Here is a 14,858-nt window from a genome sequence, read left to right as displayed (position 1 = left end):
GCCCGGCCAGTGTACACTGGCCGGGCCTTTTTCATGTGTTGAGGGTGGGCGCGGTCCTAGGCGTTCTGGGCGTTGATGACAAAGCCCTGGTCGGCCAGGCCGGTGGAAGAGGGGGTGCCGGCGATGCGGGACAGGAAGGTGTTGCCCAACTTCTCGATGTGGCCCTTGATGGCGTCGAAGTAGTTGAAGTGGGCCTGCTCCTCGTCGATGATGGTCTCGAACAGTTTTTCGCTGATGGAGTCGCCGTTCTCCCTGCAGACCAGCAGGAACTGGTTGTAGGCGTCGATGGTGTCGTCCTCCTCGGTGGAGTCGTAGCCGTAGATGACGTCGATCTTCTGGCCGCGTTCCACCTTCTTGGACTTCTTGTCCGTGGGCTCGCCGCCCAGTTCCTTGATCCGTTCGGCGAATTGCTCGGCGTGGCGCATCTCGTCGATGGCAATGAGCTTCATGTTGGAGGCCAGCTCGCCGTAGTCCATGTCATCCAGGTTGTAGTGCTGGTTCATGTACAGGTGAATGGCCTGCAATTCCATGGATCGGGCCTGGTTCAATACCTCGATGACTTTCTCACGCCTTTCTTCCTTGGTAGCCATGATTCTCTCCTTTGCATCGCCGTGACGGGCCGCCAACATGCGGCTCCGTGCGACATAGTTGTTACATTGTCTCAATTGGTTATACGCACGGTATACCCAGATTGCGTGAATGGTAACTATCCGCCTGGTTCTCGTCAAGACGGTTCCGCGCAATTCGAGACTGTCTCCGGGCGGCCCCTCCGGCTTGTTCCCCGCATCCGCTGATGGTATTGACGGGGAGCGGCCGTCGGTACGGCCGAGCCCAACCTCAAGCCAGGAGACGACATGGACAGGATCAAGAATATCGCGGTGGTCGCCCACGACAACTGCAAGGACGAACTGCTCGATTTCATCGACTGCAACCGCGAGGCCCTGGCCCCGCACAGCCTGATCGCCACCGGGACCACCGGGCGCCTGGTGGAGGACCTTCTGGCCGAGGGCGAGGTCGCGGGCCGGGAGCACAAGCGCGTCCAGCGGCTCAAGTCCGGCCCCCTGGGCGGCGACCAGCAACTCGGGGCCCTGATCAGCAACGGCAAGGTGGACATCCTGTTCTTTTTCTGGGATCCCATGGAGCCCCAGCCCCACGATGTGGACGTCAAGGCCCTGCTGCGCCTGGCCGTGCTCTACAACATCCCCACGGCCTCCAACCGTTCTTCGGCCGAGTTCCTGATCTCGTCGACCTTCTTCAACCACGAGTTCTGCATCAAGCCGGGGCGCTATTTCGAGTACGCCGACCGCGAGCTGAAGTAGGCGAAGGGGAGGCCGACCGCCGGAACCCGCGGCCGCACCGAGACAAAAAAAGGGCTCCCGAGATGGTCTCGGGAGCCCTTGCTTGTTGGAAGGCTATGTTTTCTAGGTGCTTAGAGGAAGACGTACACGGCCATCAGCCCGGTCAGGGACATGGTGATGGTGTACGGCAGCGCCAACATGACCATTCTTCCGTAGGAGAGGCGGATGACCGGCGCGAGCGCGCTGGTCAGCAGGAACAGGAAGGCGGCCTGGCCGTTGGGGGTGGCCACGGACGGGATGTTGGTCCCGGTGTTGATGGCCACGGCCAGCTTGTCCAGGTGTTCCATCGTCTCCTTGACGCGCATGGCCGCATCCTGGGGGAGCGTTGCGAGCACGTCGGCCCGCGCGATGTGGGGATCCGTCAGCTTGTCCATGAGCGCCTGGCCGGTCATGCCGATATGGGGAATGGAGCCCAGCACGTGGATGAAGTGCAGCTTGGTTTCGGAGATGTAGACCGTGGCCACAAAGACGTTGTCCGAGATGGAGGAGAGCAGGCCGTTGGCGATGTAGTAGGCCGCCAACTGGTCCTGGCCCTTCAGGCTCAGCACGAACTCGATGATCGGGGCGAACAGCTCCTGGGAGTGGATGACCGCGACCACGGAGAAGAAGACCACCAGCAGGGCGGTGAAGGGCAGGGCCTCTTCGAAGGCGTGGCCGAGCTGATGTTCTTCGGTGATGCCGGTGAAGGCGGTCAGCAGGATGATGACCGACAGGCCGATGAGGCCGACGGCGGCCAGGTGGAAGGCCAGGGCGAGGACCAGCCAGATGCCGGTGCAGGCCTGGATGACCAGCTTGAGCTTGCCCTTCTGGCCCTGTTTTTCCTCCATCTGCACGGCGGTTTCGAGCAGGAAGGAGCGGATGTTGCCGGGCATCTGGAAGCCGTAGCCGAAGATGTGGAATTGCTCCACGGCCAGGCAGGTCAGCAGGCCGACGGCCAGGACCGGCAGGGTCACGGGCATGGCGTGCAGGAAGAAGGGCACGAAGTGCCAGCCCATCTCGCCGCCCACCAGCAGGTTCTGCGGCTCGCCCACCAGGGTGCAGACGCCGCCGAGCGCGGTGCCCACCGCGCCGTGCATCATCAGGTTGCGCAAAAAGCCCCGGAACTCGAGCAGTTCCTCACGGCTGGTCTCCTTGACGCTCTCGTCGTTGACCAGGTCGTGGGAGTCCGCGGCGCCCGTGCCGGACGCGAAGCGGTGGTAGACGTTGTAGAAGCCGAAGGCCACGGCCATGATGACGGCGGTCACGGTCAGGGCGTCCAGGAAGGCGGACAGGAAGGCGCCGGCCAGGCAGAACAGCAGGGCGATGACCTTCTTGGAGCGGACGCGCACCAGGATGCGGGTGAAGGTGAACTGCAGGAAGTCCTTCATGAAGTAGATGCCCGCGACCATGAAGATCAGCAGCAGGATGACTTCGAAGTTTTTCAGGGCTTCGTGATACACGGTCTCGGGCGAGGTCATGCCCAGGATCACGGCTTCTAGCGCCAGCAGGCCGCCTGCGGGCAGCGGGTAACACTTGAGCGCCATGGCCAGGGTGAAGATGAATTCCGCGATGAGTGCCCATCCGGCTATAAACGTGCCGACCGTGAGAATGAGCACGGGGTTGAGCACGAGAAAGCCGATGATGGTCAGCTTGTACCATCCCGGGGCGTTCCCGAGGAATGTTTCGACAAAGGTTTTCGACAACGGTGTCTTCATTCGTTTCTCTCCTTCAATACGGCGAAACGCCCCGAGCGGCCGTGTCGGCGAACAAAAGTTCAGCCGGGCCGAGGCGTAGCGTCGATGAAAAAATCCTTTGCGGGCTAGGGGTTATAGGGGTCTGTTTCCTCAATTGCCAAAAAAAGGGCGCCGGTAACCGCTACCGGCGCCCCGTCGGCGATTAATAGAATAGCATTAAGGCGGATATCATGACAACCATGTATAGCACGGTCATCCCGGCCCCGCTTTTGACATAATCTATAGTCCGGTACCCGCCCGGACGCATGATCAGCGCGTTGACCTGGTGGGTGGGCAGGACAAAGGTGTTGGACGCGGCCACGGCCACGGTCAGGGCGGCCACCCTGGGGTCCACGCCCGCATTGAGCGCCATGTTCATGGACAGCGGGACAAGGAGCACGGTGGCGCCCACGTTGGAGGCCACCAGGGTGAAGAAGGACGTCAGGATGCCGATGACCGTGAGCAGGACCAGGGCCGACGGCGTGCCCAGGGCGGCCATGATGGTGTCCGCGATGAACTTGGCCGCGCCCGTGTTTTCGAAGGCCATGCCCAGGGGGATAAGTCCGCCGAGCAGGAAGACCGTCATCCAGTCCACGGACTGGTAGGCCTCGTCGATGGTCAGGACCTTGGTCAGGACCATGCCCAGCGCGCCGGTCAGCAGCGCGATGGACAACTGCACGTGGAAGCCGAGGATCATGACCAGGGACACGGCCAGCCACATGAGCGCGATCTTGGCCTTTTCCGTGCGCAGCAACTCGCCCTTGACGGTCTCGGTGAAGACCAGGTCGGGCAACCCCTTCAGCATGTGGAACATCTCCCAGCGGCCGTGCAGGAGCAGGGCGTCTCCGGATTCGATGATGATGTCGGAGAGCCCGCTGACGAAGATCTTTTCACCCCGGAAGATGGCCAGGGGGGAGACCTGGAACCGTTCGCGGATGCGCAGTTCGGCGATGGTCTTGCCCATGAACTCGGAGCGGGGCGTGACGATGCCCTCCATGATGCCCGCGTTGTTCGGGGACAGCTCCTCGGCGAAGGTGGTCAGTTCGGGCCTGAGTTCCCAGCCGAGGTCCTCGGCCATGTGCTCCACGAACTCCTGCGGGCCCACGACCACGATCTCGTCGCCGGGCCGGACGGTCTCATCGGGCAGGGGCGCGAAGATGTGCTGCTTGCCGTTCTCCCGGCAGATGGCCACCAGGGTGCAGAAGTAGATGGGCCGCAGGTCCAGGGCCTTGAGCGGGGCGTCGTTCGTCCAGTCGGCGGGCACGGCCAGCTCGAACAGGGAGCCGACGTTGTTATAGGTGCCCGTGAGGATCGAGGACATGGGGCCGGAGCTCTCGTCCTCGGATCGGGTGGGCAGGATGAACCGGCCGAGCAGGATGAAGTAGAGCAGCGCCGCGGCGATGAGCAGCAGGCCCACGGGGGTCACGCTGAACAGGCCGAAGGCGTCGTACTTCTTGCCGCCCACGACCATCAGGTCGTTGAGCAGGATGAGCGGGCTGGAGCCGACCAGGGTCAGGCAGCCGCCGATGATGGCGCAGAAGCCCATGGGCATGAGCAGTCGGCCGACGGGCACGCCGGTCTGGTTGCCGATGCGTTTGGCCGCGGGCAGGAACAGGGCCGCGGCCCCGATGTTCTGCATGAAGCCGGAGATGATGGCCACGGTGCCCGCAATGAGCGTCATGATCCGTGATTCGCTCTTGCCGGCGAAGCGCAGGATGACGCGGGCCATGGAGTTCATCACGCCGGTCTTGTCCAGCCCGGCGCCGATGATGATGACGGCGATGATGGAGACGACGGCGTTACTGCTCAATCCGCTGATGGCCTGTTTCGGAGTGACCAGGCCAAGCAGGGGCAGGAGCACCATCATGATGATGCCGACCACGTCCACCCGGACCCATTCGAAGATGAAGAGGAGTACGGCGAATACGAGAACGGCCAGAACCGTTATGATTTCTGGGGTCATTTTGCGTCCTTGGGAAACGTGAGGTTTCTACGTTGCGGGCGGGGCTTATTTCGCCCGCAACGTAGCTCGGGTGTACACGGGAATGCTGCTCCTGTTCTTGCAGACGGCTGCGGAGTCGTCCATGACGTAACGGAAGCTGGGGTCCTTTTCGTGCATCCGGGCGACGATGGCGTTCTCGTCCCCCTGCTGGATCTCGTGCCGGAAGGTCAGTCCTGCGTCGGCCGCCTTGGCGTTGAAGTACTCGATATTGCGTTCGGCCTGGCTGCGGAATCCGTCGAAGTCCTTGCCGGACTCGTCGATGTTCAGGGCCACCAGGGAGCTGCGGGTCTTGCAGGCCATGTCCACCGCGTAGTCCGCGATGCCCTGGGAAAATTTCTGCCCCTTGCAGACGATGAGGATCTTGCACTGCTGCTTTTCGCTACAGACGCATTCGGCGGCTGCCGTGGCGGCGGCAGGCGCGGGGGTGACGGTTTCGCGGCGGGTGCCGGTGATACGCTTGAAAAATGCCTTCATCGAAGAGCCTCCCGATTTCTCCAATAAATGATTTTCATGGCAGACGACCCACGTGCCCACACTGCACGTGTTGCAGTTTGCCGCGGCCTGGGCCGCATAATGCTTGTCCACCACTTTCTTGACCGAATTGAAGAGGGCCATGTCTCACTCCTTGCTGCAGGTTTGGAGATTGCTTTTTCGCCCCTGTATACAGGCTTGTGAATCAAAACACATGCCAAGTGGGGTAACTTTGTTAACACATTGAAAAACAAGGATTAATCAAAAAACAAACCTTGTAGTGACACTCAGTGTGATGCTAAATGCAACGCTGGCAGCCTGATTCCCGGCGGAAAGATCGCCATATGACGCGATTCGGTGGTTTTGATGTGTGATGCACTTTGCAACGGTGGCGTGGGCAAGGGGAGAAAGTAGGGACTTAGCTATGGAAAAGGGGTTCTTTTGCTCAGGGCCGGGTCGCCGCCGGTTTTGGGGTTGTGGTGTTGAAAATATGGAATACCGTACGGTTATGGGGAATTTTGCAAGAAATATCGGCCGAAAAAAAAGAGAAGACGGCCCTGGGCGGGGCGAAATTAACCGACGTTGCGTATTGCAACCTTAACAAGTTCAAAGTAGCGTGATAGATAGGTATTATAGGGCAATATGACTTCAATGCTTGTGAAAAGGAGATATATCTCTTTCTCACAGGCCAGCAGGAGGCAACGGTCATGGGCTGGTTCGGCAAACGAAGGTCTTCCATTACCGGAGAAGCGGAGCCCGTACCGGCGGAAACTCCCGAGTCGCGGCCCTCGCCGCCCCCCGCACCGGCCCACGATTCCCTGCGCGAGCAGGTGGAATCCGCCGGGCTTCCCCCTGAAATCCTGGACGCGGCCAGGGTCGAATGCGACCGCATGGACAATCTGGACCCGGCCTCGCCGGAATACGCCATCAGCCTGAATTTTCTGGAAGTCATCCTCTCGCTGCCGTGGAATACGGCCACCCGCGACAATCTGGACATCACCCGGGCCGAGGAAGTGCTCAATGCCCGCCATTACGGATTGCAACGGGTCAAGGACCGTATCCTCGAGTTTCTGGCCGTCAAGAGCCTGTGCTCGCGGCGCAACCCGCGCATCCTGCTGGTGGACGACGAGCTCATCGCCCGCGAGAACCTGACCATCGTTTTCCAGGCCGACGGCTACGAGGTGGAGGCCGTGGGCAACGGGCTGGAGGCGGTTGCCGCCATGGAGCGCGAGCCCGCCAACATCGTGGTCTCGGACCTCAAGATGGAGGGCATGGACGGCATGGAGCTGCTCCAGGTCCTGCGCAAGCGCTGGCCCGACACCAAGGTTATCATGATCACCGGCTATGCAACGGTGAAGACGGCCGTGGACGCCATGCGCCGGGGCGCGGACCAGTATCTGGGCAAGCCGGTCAACCTGACCAAGCTGCGCCAGTACGTGGCCGAACTGTGGGAACAGAGCCTGCGGGCCCGGCACCTGCGCGGCTTCGTGCTTTGCTTCACCGGCCCTCCGGGCATGGGCAAGACCTCCATCGGCAAGGCTATCGCCGAGGCTCTGGGACGCAAGTTCATGCGCCTGTCCCTGGCCGGGCTGCGCGACGAGGCCGAGCTGCGCGGGCACCGGCGGACCTACGTGGGGGCCATGCCCGGTCGGATTATCCAGGGCATCCGCAAGGTCGGCACCCGCAACCCGGTGATCATGCTCGACGAGGTGGACAAGGCGGTCCAGGACTTTCAGGGCGACGCCACTTCGGTCTTGCTGGAGATGCTCGACGCCGAGCAGAACACCGCCTTCGTGGATCACTACCTCGGGCTGCCGTTCGACCTGTCGGGCGCCCTGTTCATCTGCACGGCCAACGGGGTGGAGCGCCTTCCGGCCCCGCTGCGCGACCGGTTGGAGGTCATCGAATTTCCGAGCTACACGCCGGGGGAGAAGTTGCAGATTGCAACCCGCTACCTCATCCCCGAGGTCATGGCCCAGCACGGCCTGGACGACAAGCTGGTGTCCATCCCGGACGCGACCGTGGCCCGGCTGATCCAGGGCTATGCCCGCGAATCCGGGCTGCGCAAGCTCCGGCAGCAGGTCGCCTCCCTGTGCCGCAAGCTGGCCAAGCGGGTCCTGTCCGAGGGGCTGGGCGCGGTCACCGTGGACGAACCCATGTTGCAGGAGTTGCTCGGCGCCCCGCCCTACACCTCCACCCCGGCCCAGGCCAAGCCCAGGGTCGGCCTGGCCACCAGCCTGGTCTGGACCGAGATCGGGGGCGAGATCATCTTCATCGAGGCGGCCCGCATGCGGGGCAGCAAGCAGCTCATCCTGACCGGCTCCTTGGGCGAGGTCCTGCGCGAGTCCGCCCAGACGGCCCTGAGCTACTGCCGCAGCCACGCGGACGGTTTCGGCATCGACCCGGAGTTCTACGCCACCTCGGACATCCACGTGCACATCCCGGCGGGCGCGGTTTCCAAGGAGGGGCCGAGTGCGGGCGTGGCCATCACCATAGCGCTGCTCTCCCTGCTCACCGGGCGGCCGGTGCGTCAGGACGTGGCCTCCACCGGGGAGCTGTCGCTGCTCGGCGAGGTCCTGCCCGTGGGCGGCATCCGCGAGAAGCTCATGGCGGCACGGAGCGCGGGCATCCCCGTAGTGATCCTGCCGCAGGGCTGCGAGGCCGCGGTCAAGTCCATCGAGGACGAGGTGGTCGAGGGGCTGGACATCCGCTACGTGTCGACCATGGAGGAGGCCGCCGATATCGCCCTGGGCGAAGCGGCCCCGTCCGAGGGGTGAGCGGCTACTCCAGGTGGTAGCGTTTGATCTTGCGCCACAGGGAGACGCGGTCGATGCCCAGGATGCGCGCGGCCTGCGTCTTGTTCCCGGCCGATGAGGCCAATACCTTCCTGATGTAGGATTTTTCCATGTCTTCCAGGGTGGGGAGCGGGGCCTTGGTCTCGGTCTCCGCGATCTCGGCGGGCAGCAGTTCGGGCGTGAAGGTCGTGCCCTGGCCCAGAGCCAGCGCCCGCTGGACGATGTTCTCCAGCTCGCGCACGTTGCCGGGGAAGGGATAGGACATGAGGATGTCCAGGGTGTCCTGATCGATGGAGTTGATGGTCTGGCCCGGCTGGCGGTGCTTTTCCAGAAAATGGCCGATGAGGATGGGGATGTCCTCGCGGTGTTCGCGCAGGGGCGGGGCGTGCAGGGTGACCACGTTCAGGCGGTAGTAGAGGTCCTGCCGGAACTCGCCCTTTTCCACCAGTTCGTGCAGGTCGCAGTTGGTCGCCGCGATGACCCGGATGTCCACCGGGATCTCCTTGGTCCCGCCCACGCGCAGGAAGTTGCGCTCCTGCAGCACCCGCAGCAGCTTGACCTGCATGTTCAGCGGCAGCTCGCCGATCTCGTCGAAAAATACCGTGCCCCCGTCGGCCGCTTCCAGGATGCCCTTCTGGCCCCGATTGGCCCCGGTGAAGGCCTCCTTTTCGTGGCCGAACAGCTCCTTGTCCATGAGCTCGGCCGTGAAGGTCCCGCAGTTGATGGCCATGAACCGCTCGCCCGACCGGGTGGAGAGCATGTGGATGCCCTGGGCCACCAGTTCCTTGCCGGTGCCGGTCTCGCCCTGGATGAGCACGTTGCAGTTCATCTGGGCCAGTTGGCGGACGTCCTTCTTGAGCTGCACGAAGGCGTCGCTCTCGCCGACCAGGGGCAGGTCGCGCTTGCCCTGGGCGATGATCTCCCGCAGCCGCCGGACCTCAACGGACAGGGCGTGCTGCTCCAGGGCGCGCTCCACCTGGAGCCGGAGTTCGTCGAGCTTGAGCGGCTTGGCGATGTAGGAATGCGCCCCCTTCTGCATGGCCTTGACCGCGTTGGCCACGGTGGCGTGGCCCGTGACCACGATGACGATGGTCAGGGGATGGTGTGCGCGGATGTGTTCGAGCATCTGGATGCCGTCCATGCCGGGCAGCATCAGGTCGGTGATGACCAGGTCGAATTCCTTCTTGTCCAGCTCCCGCATCCCTTCCTCGGCGGAGGCAATGGCCGTGACGGCGTAGCCGCTCCCGGTCAGGACGTGGGTCAGGTTTTCGCGGGCGATGCGTTCGTCTTCAATGACCAGAATGGACGCGGCCGTCATGCGTTCTCCTCGGGCTCAAGGGGGAGTTTGATGGTGAAAGCGGTCCCCTCGCCGGGGGTGGAGTCGACCCGGATGGAGCCCCGGTGCTCCTCGATGATGCCGTAGACGATGTACAGGCCGAGCCCCGTGCCCTGGCCCACTTCCTTGGTGGAGAAGAAGGGGTCGAAGATGCGTTGCAGGGTGTCCGGGGGCATGCCCGGCCCGTTGTCGGAGATGGTCAGGACCTTGTGGTCCGTCTCCCGCGAGGTCGCTATCCTGATGGTCCCCTCCCGGTCACCGATGGCCTGGATGGAGTTGATGATCAGGTTGAGCAGGGCCTCCTGGAAGCGCTGCCGGTCGAGGTACAGGGTTACGTCGTCCGGCACGCGGATGTCCACGCCTATGCGTGGCCCGAGCTGGCCCGAGACCAGGCGTACCGCGCTTTCCAGGACCTCCTTGAGGTTGCACGGCGCGGGCGAGAAGTCCTTGTGCCGGGAAAATTCGAGCAGCCCCTTGACGATGTCCCGGGCGCGCAGGGTCTCCTGGGTGATGTTGGTCATCATCTTGTCCGCGAACTCGTCCTGCCCGCCGGTCTCCTCGGCCAGGATCTGGGCCGAGGTGGAGATGTTGTTCAGGGGGTTGTTCAACTGGTGGGCGATGCCCGAGGCCAGTGTGCCGATGGAGGAGAGCTTCTGGGCCTGGACCAGTTGGGTCTGGCGCTTCTTGAGCTCCTCCACCATGGAGTTGAGGGCCACGAAGACCTGCTGGATCTCGTCGCCGTCCTCGCGCACGGCCAGGGGCACGAAGGTCCCTTGGGCGATGCGCCGCGTGGCCGCCTGGACCTGGGTCAGCGGCCCGAGGATGGCCTTGGACACGAAGAAAACCAGGGCCAGGACCACCAGGGCGACCACGCCCATGGAGATGAACAGGGTCATGCGCAGCCGCTGGTTGATGTTCAGGATGTTGTCCCGCTCCAACTCGGCGATGGCCCTGGAGTGCTCCACCAGGTTCTGGCCGGTCTCGCGCAGGGCGTGGGCCGCCGGGCTGTTCTCGCCGACGTCGCCGGAATCGGAACTGAGCCGGGCGAGCAGTTCGCCGTATCGGCTCATGCCCTGGGCCAGGGCGGTGCCGTGGGTCTCGCCGTGGAGCTGGACGACCTCGCCGGACAACTCGGCGAGGATGGTTCCGGCCCGGTTGAGGTTCTCGCGGCCCACGGAAAACAGGGAACCGTCCTGGTAGAGGAAGAAGTTCTTTTCCTCGCGGCGGATTTCAAGAATCAGGTTGCGCAGGTCGTCGGCCCGCTCCACCAGAAGGACCGCCTCCTGCAGCCTGTTCAGGTTGGACAGGGAGAGCAGGGCGATGCTGCCGAAGGCCAGGGTGAAGATGGCTATGCCGAGTATGATGGTATGTCTCAGATTGGGTCTGACCATGCCGCTTCCCTTCATCCGCATGATTTGCATGTGTTTTTGACACTATGCCGCGGACACGGAAAAGGCAAGGGGGACGGGGCGCGAGGGGCGGGCGCACACCGTGCGGCGCGGGCCCGACAGGGAAATGCGAAAAAATCTCAGAACCCGGAGTCAGTAGTTGACAGTGCAACTAATTGGGGCGTAGTTCATCTCTCTCAATACTGACCGGTCAGTACTGAAGCGTCCGCAGGACCCCGCCGATGGCCGGGGGGCCCCGCGCATTTTGAAATTCCAACGGGAGCCAGCCCAATGAAAGAAGACAGCGAAAAGGAACAGCGCATTCTGGACACGGCGGCCGAGCTTTTTTCCCGGCAGCCCTTCCACAAGGTCCTGTTGAGCGACGTGGCCCGCGCGGCGGCGGTGGGCAAGGGAACCCTGTACCTCTACTTCAAGAGCAAGGACGATCTCTATTTCGCGGTCCTGTTCCGGGAGTTCTCCAGTCTGATCGATTCCATGCGCAGCTTCCTGGACGAGACCGAACTGGGCCCGGACGGGCAGCTGGCAGGGGTGGTCCGTATCCTGGCCGAGCACTTTTACGCCAGGGCCTTCAACATGGAGCTGCTCGGCTTCGTGGTCACCTGCCCGGTGACCGACGAGTGGAAGCAATTGCGCGCCGACCTGTGGAGTCTGTTCGAGGGGATTATCCGGAGCGGCATCGAGCAGGGGCTGTTCCGGGACGAGGACCCCGCCCTGACGGCCCGGTACATATCCGGCCTGGTCCGGGCGGTCTGTCTGTTCGCGCCCGGCGCTGCCGGGCTGGACGAGGTCTGCCGCCACGCCAGCGAGTTCGTCCTTCGGGGGCTCGGCAAGAAACAATGACGCGGCGGCGGATGCCCATGCCCGGCCCTGCCGGGACGCCGCAGGATACGATATTTTCAGTGAGCATTTTTTTTATTGAGGGAGATCAATGAGTAACGAAAACATGAGCAACGACGCCGCCTCCAAGCTGAAGAGGCTGGCCGCAAAACGCAAGAGCCTGGGGTCCAGGAAGACCCTGCTCGTCCTGGGACCGGTGGTCCTGGTTCTGGCCGTGGTCCTGGGTTACCCCCTGTACGTGCGGATCATGACGCACGAATCCACGGACGACGCCTTTGTCGAGGCCCACGTGGTCTCCATGAGCCCGCGCGTGGCCGGTCACGTGGCCGAGGTGCCGGTGCACGACAACCAGTGGGTGGAAAAGGGCGATCTGTTGGTCCAGGTGGACCGGCGCCCCTTCGAGGTGGCCCTGGACGTGGCCAAGGCGCGCTTGCAGTCCGCCGACGCGGCCAGGCAGGAAGCCGAGGCCGAGGTCGCGGCCGCCCGCTCCCTGGTGGTGCAGCGCAACGCGGCCCTGTCTTCCAATCGGTCCGAGCTGGACCAGGCCAGGGCGGGAGTGGACGAATACGCCGCCGGACACAATCGCGACGAGAACGACTTCAAGCGCATGGATGAAATGGTCGAGGCAGGGGCCGTGTCCCGCCAGGAATACGACCACGCACGCGCCCAGGCTGCGGTCTCCAAGGCCAAGCTCCTGTCCGCCCGGAAGAAGATCGACACCCAGTCGGCCCAGATCCGTCAGGCCGTGGCCTCGGCCCAGGCCGCCGAGGACGGGCTGCGCCAGGCCCAGGCTGTGGTCGACAAACGCGTGGCCGAGGCCCGCGAGGCCGAAGCCGAGGTCCGCCAGGCCGAACTGAACCTGTCCTACACCCGTATCACCGCCCCGTGCGCGGGCTTCGTGACCAAGAAGGCCGTGGAGCCGGGAACCTATGTCCAGGTCGGTCAGCAGCTCCTGGCCGTGGTCGGGCGCGACGTGTGGGTCGTCGCCAATTTCAAGGAGACCCAGATTTCCGGCATGAAGCCGGGCCAGTCCGTGGACATCGAGGTCGACGCCTACCCCGGAGTGACCTTCGAGGGGCACGTGGACTCCATCCAGCGGGGCACGGGCTCGCGCTTCACTCTGCTGCCGCCCGAGAACGCCACCGGCAACTTCATCAAGGTGGTCCAGCGCGTGCCGGTCAAGATTGTCCTGAACCATCCGAACGGCGAGGGTGGCTATCTCCTGGCCCCGGGCATGTCCGTCATCCCGAACGTGGACCTGGCCGACGGGCCCGCCGGTGACGGCCTCGCCGGGGCTCGGACCGGCCGCGAAACCGCGATGCAATAGCCATGAGCATGTACAAGGATCCGGAGGAAATGTCTCCGGCCGAACGCTGGACCATCGCCTTCACGGTGGTGTTCGGCGCCTTCATGTCCGTCATGGACACCAGCGTGGTCAACGTGTCCATGCCGCACATGATGGGCAGCTTCGGCTCCGACCTGTCGTCCATCACCTGGGTGGCCACCAGTTACTCCATCGCCGAGATCATCATGGTGACCATGTCCGGCTGGTGGAGCGCGCTGCTCGGGCGCAAGAACTTCTATCTGGCTTCGTTCGCCCTGTTCACGGTCGGCTCCATCTTTTGCGGAACGGCCACCACTTTCAACCAGATGATCATCTACCGGGTTATCCAGGGCATCGGCGGCGGGGCGCTCATTCCGGTGTCCCAGGCCATCCTGCGCGAGACCTTTCCCCCTCGCCAGCAGGGCACGGCCATGGCCCTGTACGGCATGGGCGTGGTGCTGGCTCCGGCATTGGGCCCCATCTGCGGCGGTTGGCTGACCGACGCCTGGGGCTGGCCGTGGATCTTCTACATCAACGTGCCGGTCTGCGCCCTGGGCATGCTCCTGACCATGCGTTTCGTCCACGATCCGCCGTATCTGCGGCGCGGCATCCAGTCCGTGGACTGGCTCGGCATCGGGCTGTTGACCGTCTGCCTGACCGGCATGCAGGTGGTCCTGGAGCGGGGCAACGACGAGCAGTGGTTCGACTCCTCCATGATCGTCTGGTGGACCGTGGCCTCGGTGGCCTCCCTGTTCGTCCTGGTTTTCTGGGAACTGCGCAGCAAGGAGCCGGTGGTCAATTTCCGCGTGCTCAAGGACAGCAACCTTGTGCTCGGCTCGGTCATGGGCCTGGTCTTCGGCGTGTCCCTGTTCGGAACGACCTTCGTCCTGCCTCAGTTCACCCAGAACATCCTCGGCTACCCGGCCTTCGAGTCCGGCCTGGTGCTGGCCCCGCGCGCGGTGACCCTGCTCCTGTTCATGCCCCTGGCCGGTTGGGCCTTCCAGCGGATCGGGGCCAAACCCCTTCTGTTGGGGGGGATTTGCGTTATCGTCTTTTCCTATTACCAGCTCATGCAGCTCTCGACGTCGGCCGGATACCTGGATCTCATCCCGCCCTTGATCGTCATGGGCATCGGCATGCCGTTCATGTTCGTGCCCCTGTCCACGGTGTCGCTCATTTCGGTGGATAAGAGCATGATCACGGACGCCTCATCCATATACACCCTGGCCCGGCGGGTGGGCGGCAATATCGGCTACAGCCTGGCCGCCGTGCTCCTGGACCGGGGCGAGGCCATTCACCGCGTTTATCTGACTTCCCACATCAGCGAACTGAGCCAGGTCACCCAGGATTACCTGGCCCAGTCGGTCCAGGCCCTGCTGGCCAAGGGCGTGGGGGCGACTCAGGCCCTTCCGCTGGCCCTCGGCCTGCTGGAGCACAAGGTCATGCGCCAGGCCACCATGCTGGCCTACAACGACATCTCCTTCGTCTTCGGCTGCCTGTTCTTCGTCCTGGTGCCCATGGTGTTTTTCTTGCCCGGCAGGGCGGCCATTCTCGTGCTGACGGGAAAGGGAAGCCGATGAAGCCGCCCAAGCGCCCCTTGCCCGCACATCCCGC

Annotated in this window: 11 protein-coding genes; 5 read left to right on the top strand and 6 right to left on the bottom strand. The window is 63.6% G+C overall.

The genetic code is table 11. The annotated features are described in order from the left end of the window. Positions 1-56: 56 nt before the first annotated feature. The gene (locus V8V93_RS16065) at positions 57-590 is read right to left on the bottom strand and encodes a ferritin-like domain-containing protein (protein WP_338667621.1); all 534 of its coding nucleotides are present in this window, start codon (positions 588-590) and stop codon (positions 57-59) included. Positions 591-854: 264 nt separating this feature from the next. Between V8V93_RS16065 and V8V93_RS16060 the strand changes: the two genes are divergently transcribed. Further along, positions 855-1,319, top strand: coding sequence for a methylglyoxal synthase (locus V8V93_RS16060; RefSeq protein WP_338667619.1), 465 nt, complete (start codon positions 855-857; stop codon positions 1,317-1,319). A gap of 110 nt (positions 1,320-1,429) precedes the next feature. Here the strand turns inward: V8V93_RS16060 and nhaB are convergent, their stop codons facing one another. From nhaB to V8V93_RS16045, 3 genes are all read right to left on the bottom strand, one after another. Continuing rightward, complete coding sequence (gene nhaB, locus V8V93_RS16055) at positions 1,430-3,052, bottom strand: sodium/proton antiporter NhaB (RefSeq protein ID WP_338667618.1); 1,623 nt, start codon at positions 3,050-3,052, stop codon at positions 1,430-1,432. Positions 3,053-3,233: 181 nt separating this feature from the next. Continuing rightward, the gene (locus tag V8V93_RS16050) at positions 3,234-5,033 is read right to left on the bottom strand and encodes an SLC13 family permease (protein WP_338667617.1); all 1,800 of its coding nucleotides are present in this window, start codon (positions 5,031-5,033) and stop codon (positions 3,234-3,236) included. A 45-nt stretch (positions 5,034-5,078) separates the two neighbouring features. Beyond that, positions 5,079-5,687, bottom strand: coding sequence for a universal stress protein (locus tag V8V93_RS16045; protein ID WP_338667615.1), 609 nt, complete (start codon positions 5,685-5,687; stop codon positions 5,079-5,081). A 563-nt stretch (positions 5,688-6,250) separates the two neighbouring features. Between V8V93_RS16045 and V8V93_RS16040 the strand changes: the two genes are divergently transcribed. Then, a complete protein-coding gene (locus V8V93_RS16040; RefSeq protein ID WP_338667614.1) occupies positions 6,251-8,320 on the top strand; it encodes a S16 family serine protease in 2,070 nt (689 codons plus the stop codon). Between the two features lie 4 nt (positions 8,321-8,324). Here the strand turns inward: V8V93_RS16040 and V8V93_RS16035 are convergent, their stop codons facing one another. Both V8V93_RS16035 and V8V93_RS16030 read right to left on the bottom strand, forming a co-directional pair. Then, the gene (locus V8V93_RS16035) at positions 8,325-9,656 is read right to left on the bottom strand and encodes a sigma-54-dependent transcriptional regulator (protein WP_338667613.1); all 1,332 of its coding nucleotides are present in this window, start codon (positions 9,654-9,656) and stop codon (positions 8,325-8,327) included. Next, complete coding sequence (locus V8V93_RS16030) at positions 9,653-11,065, bottom strand: sensor histidine kinase (protein WP_338667612.1); 1,413 nt, start codon at positions 11,063-11,065, stop codon at positions 9,653-9,655. The genes V8V93_RS16035 and V8V93_RS16030 overlap by 4 nt, the downstream gene beginning before the upstream one ends. Before the next feature lie 288 nt (positions 11,066-11,353). On the opposite strand from V8V93_RS16030, the gene V8V93_RS16025 reads away from it, so the two are divergent. The 3 genes from V8V93_RS16025 to V8V93_RS16015 all read left to right on the top strand — a co-directional run bounded on the left by V8V93_RS16025 (position 11,354) and on the right by V8V93_RS16015 (position 14,824). Further along, positions 11,354-11,923: a TetR/AcrR family transcriptional regulator gene (locus V8V93_RS16025; RefSeq protein WP_338667611.1), complete on the top strand. Its 570-nt coding sequence runs from the start codon at positions 11,354-11,356 to the stop codon at positions 11,921-11,923. Positions 11,924-12,011: 88 nt separating this feature from the next. Further along, the gene (locus V8V93_RS16020) at positions 12,012-13,247 is read left to right on the top strand and encodes an HlyD family secretion protein (protein WP_338667610.1); all 1,236 of its coding nucleotides are present in this window, start codon (positions 12,012-12,014) and stop codon (positions 13,245-13,247) included. A gap of 2 nt (positions 13,248-13,249) precedes the next feature. Then, on the top strand, positions 13,250-14,824 hold the full coding sequence (locus tag V8V93_RS16015) for a DHA2 family efflux MFS transporter permease subunit (RefSeq protein WP_338667609.1): 1,575 nt from the start codon (positions 13,250-13,252) through the stop codon (positions 14,822-14,824). Positions 14,825-14,858 lie beyond the last annotated feature (34 nt).

It is taken from the genome of Pseudodesulfovibrio sp. 5S69 (assembly GCF_037094465.1).
GTDB lineage: Bacteria > Desulfobacterota > Desulfovibrionia > Desulfovibrionales > Desulfovibrionaceae > Pseudodesulfovibrio > Pseudodesulfovibrio methanolicus.
The sequence above is the reverse complement of the archived record's forward strand: the minus strand, read 5'-3'. Positions and strand labels throughout refer to the sequence as shown.

Coding starts and splice junctions, on each gene's coding strand:
- V8V93_RS16065 (WP_338667621.1), bottom strand. CDS start 590: ATGGCTACCAAGGAAGAAAGGCGTGAGAAAGTCATCGAGGTATTGAAC.
- V8V93_RS16060 (WP_338667619.1), top strand. CDS start 855: ATGGACAGGATCAAGAATATCGCGGTGGTCGCCCACGACAACTGCAAG.
- nhaB (WP_338667618.1), bottom strand. CDS start 3,052: ATGAAGACACCGTTGTCGAAAACCTTTGTCGAAACATTCCTCGGGAAC.
- V8V93_RS16050 (WP_338667617.1), bottom strand. CDS start 5,033: ATGACCCCAGAAATCATAACGGTTCTGGCCGTTCTCGTATTCGCCGTA.
- V8V93_RS16045 (WP_338667615.1), bottom strand. CDS start 5,687: ATGGCCCTCTTCAATTCGGTCAAGAAAGTGGTGGACAAGCATTATGCG.
- V8V93_RS16040 (WP_338667614.1), top strand. CDS start 6,251: ATGGGCTGGTTCGGCAAACGAAGGTCTTCCATTACCGGAGAAGCGGAG.
- V8V93_RS16035 (WP_338667613.1), bottom strand. CDS start 9,656: ATGACGGCCGCGTCCATTCTGGTCATTGAAGACGAACGCATCGCCCGC.
- V8V93_RS16030 (WP_338667612.1), bottom strand. CDS start 11,065: ATGGTCAGACCCAATCTGAGACATACCATCATACTCGGCATAGCCATC.
- V8V93_RS16025 (WP_338667611.1), top strand. CDS start 11,354: ATGAAAGAAGACAGCGAAAAGGAACAGCGCATTCTGGACACGGCGGCC.
- V8V93_RS16020 (WP_338667610.1), top strand. CDS start 12,012: ATGAGTAACGAAAACATGAGCAACGACGCCGCCTCCAAGCTGAAGAGG.
- V8V93_RS16015 (WP_338667609.1), top strand. CDS start 13,250: ATGAGCATGTACAAGGATCCGGAGGAAATGTCTCCGGCCGAACGCTGG.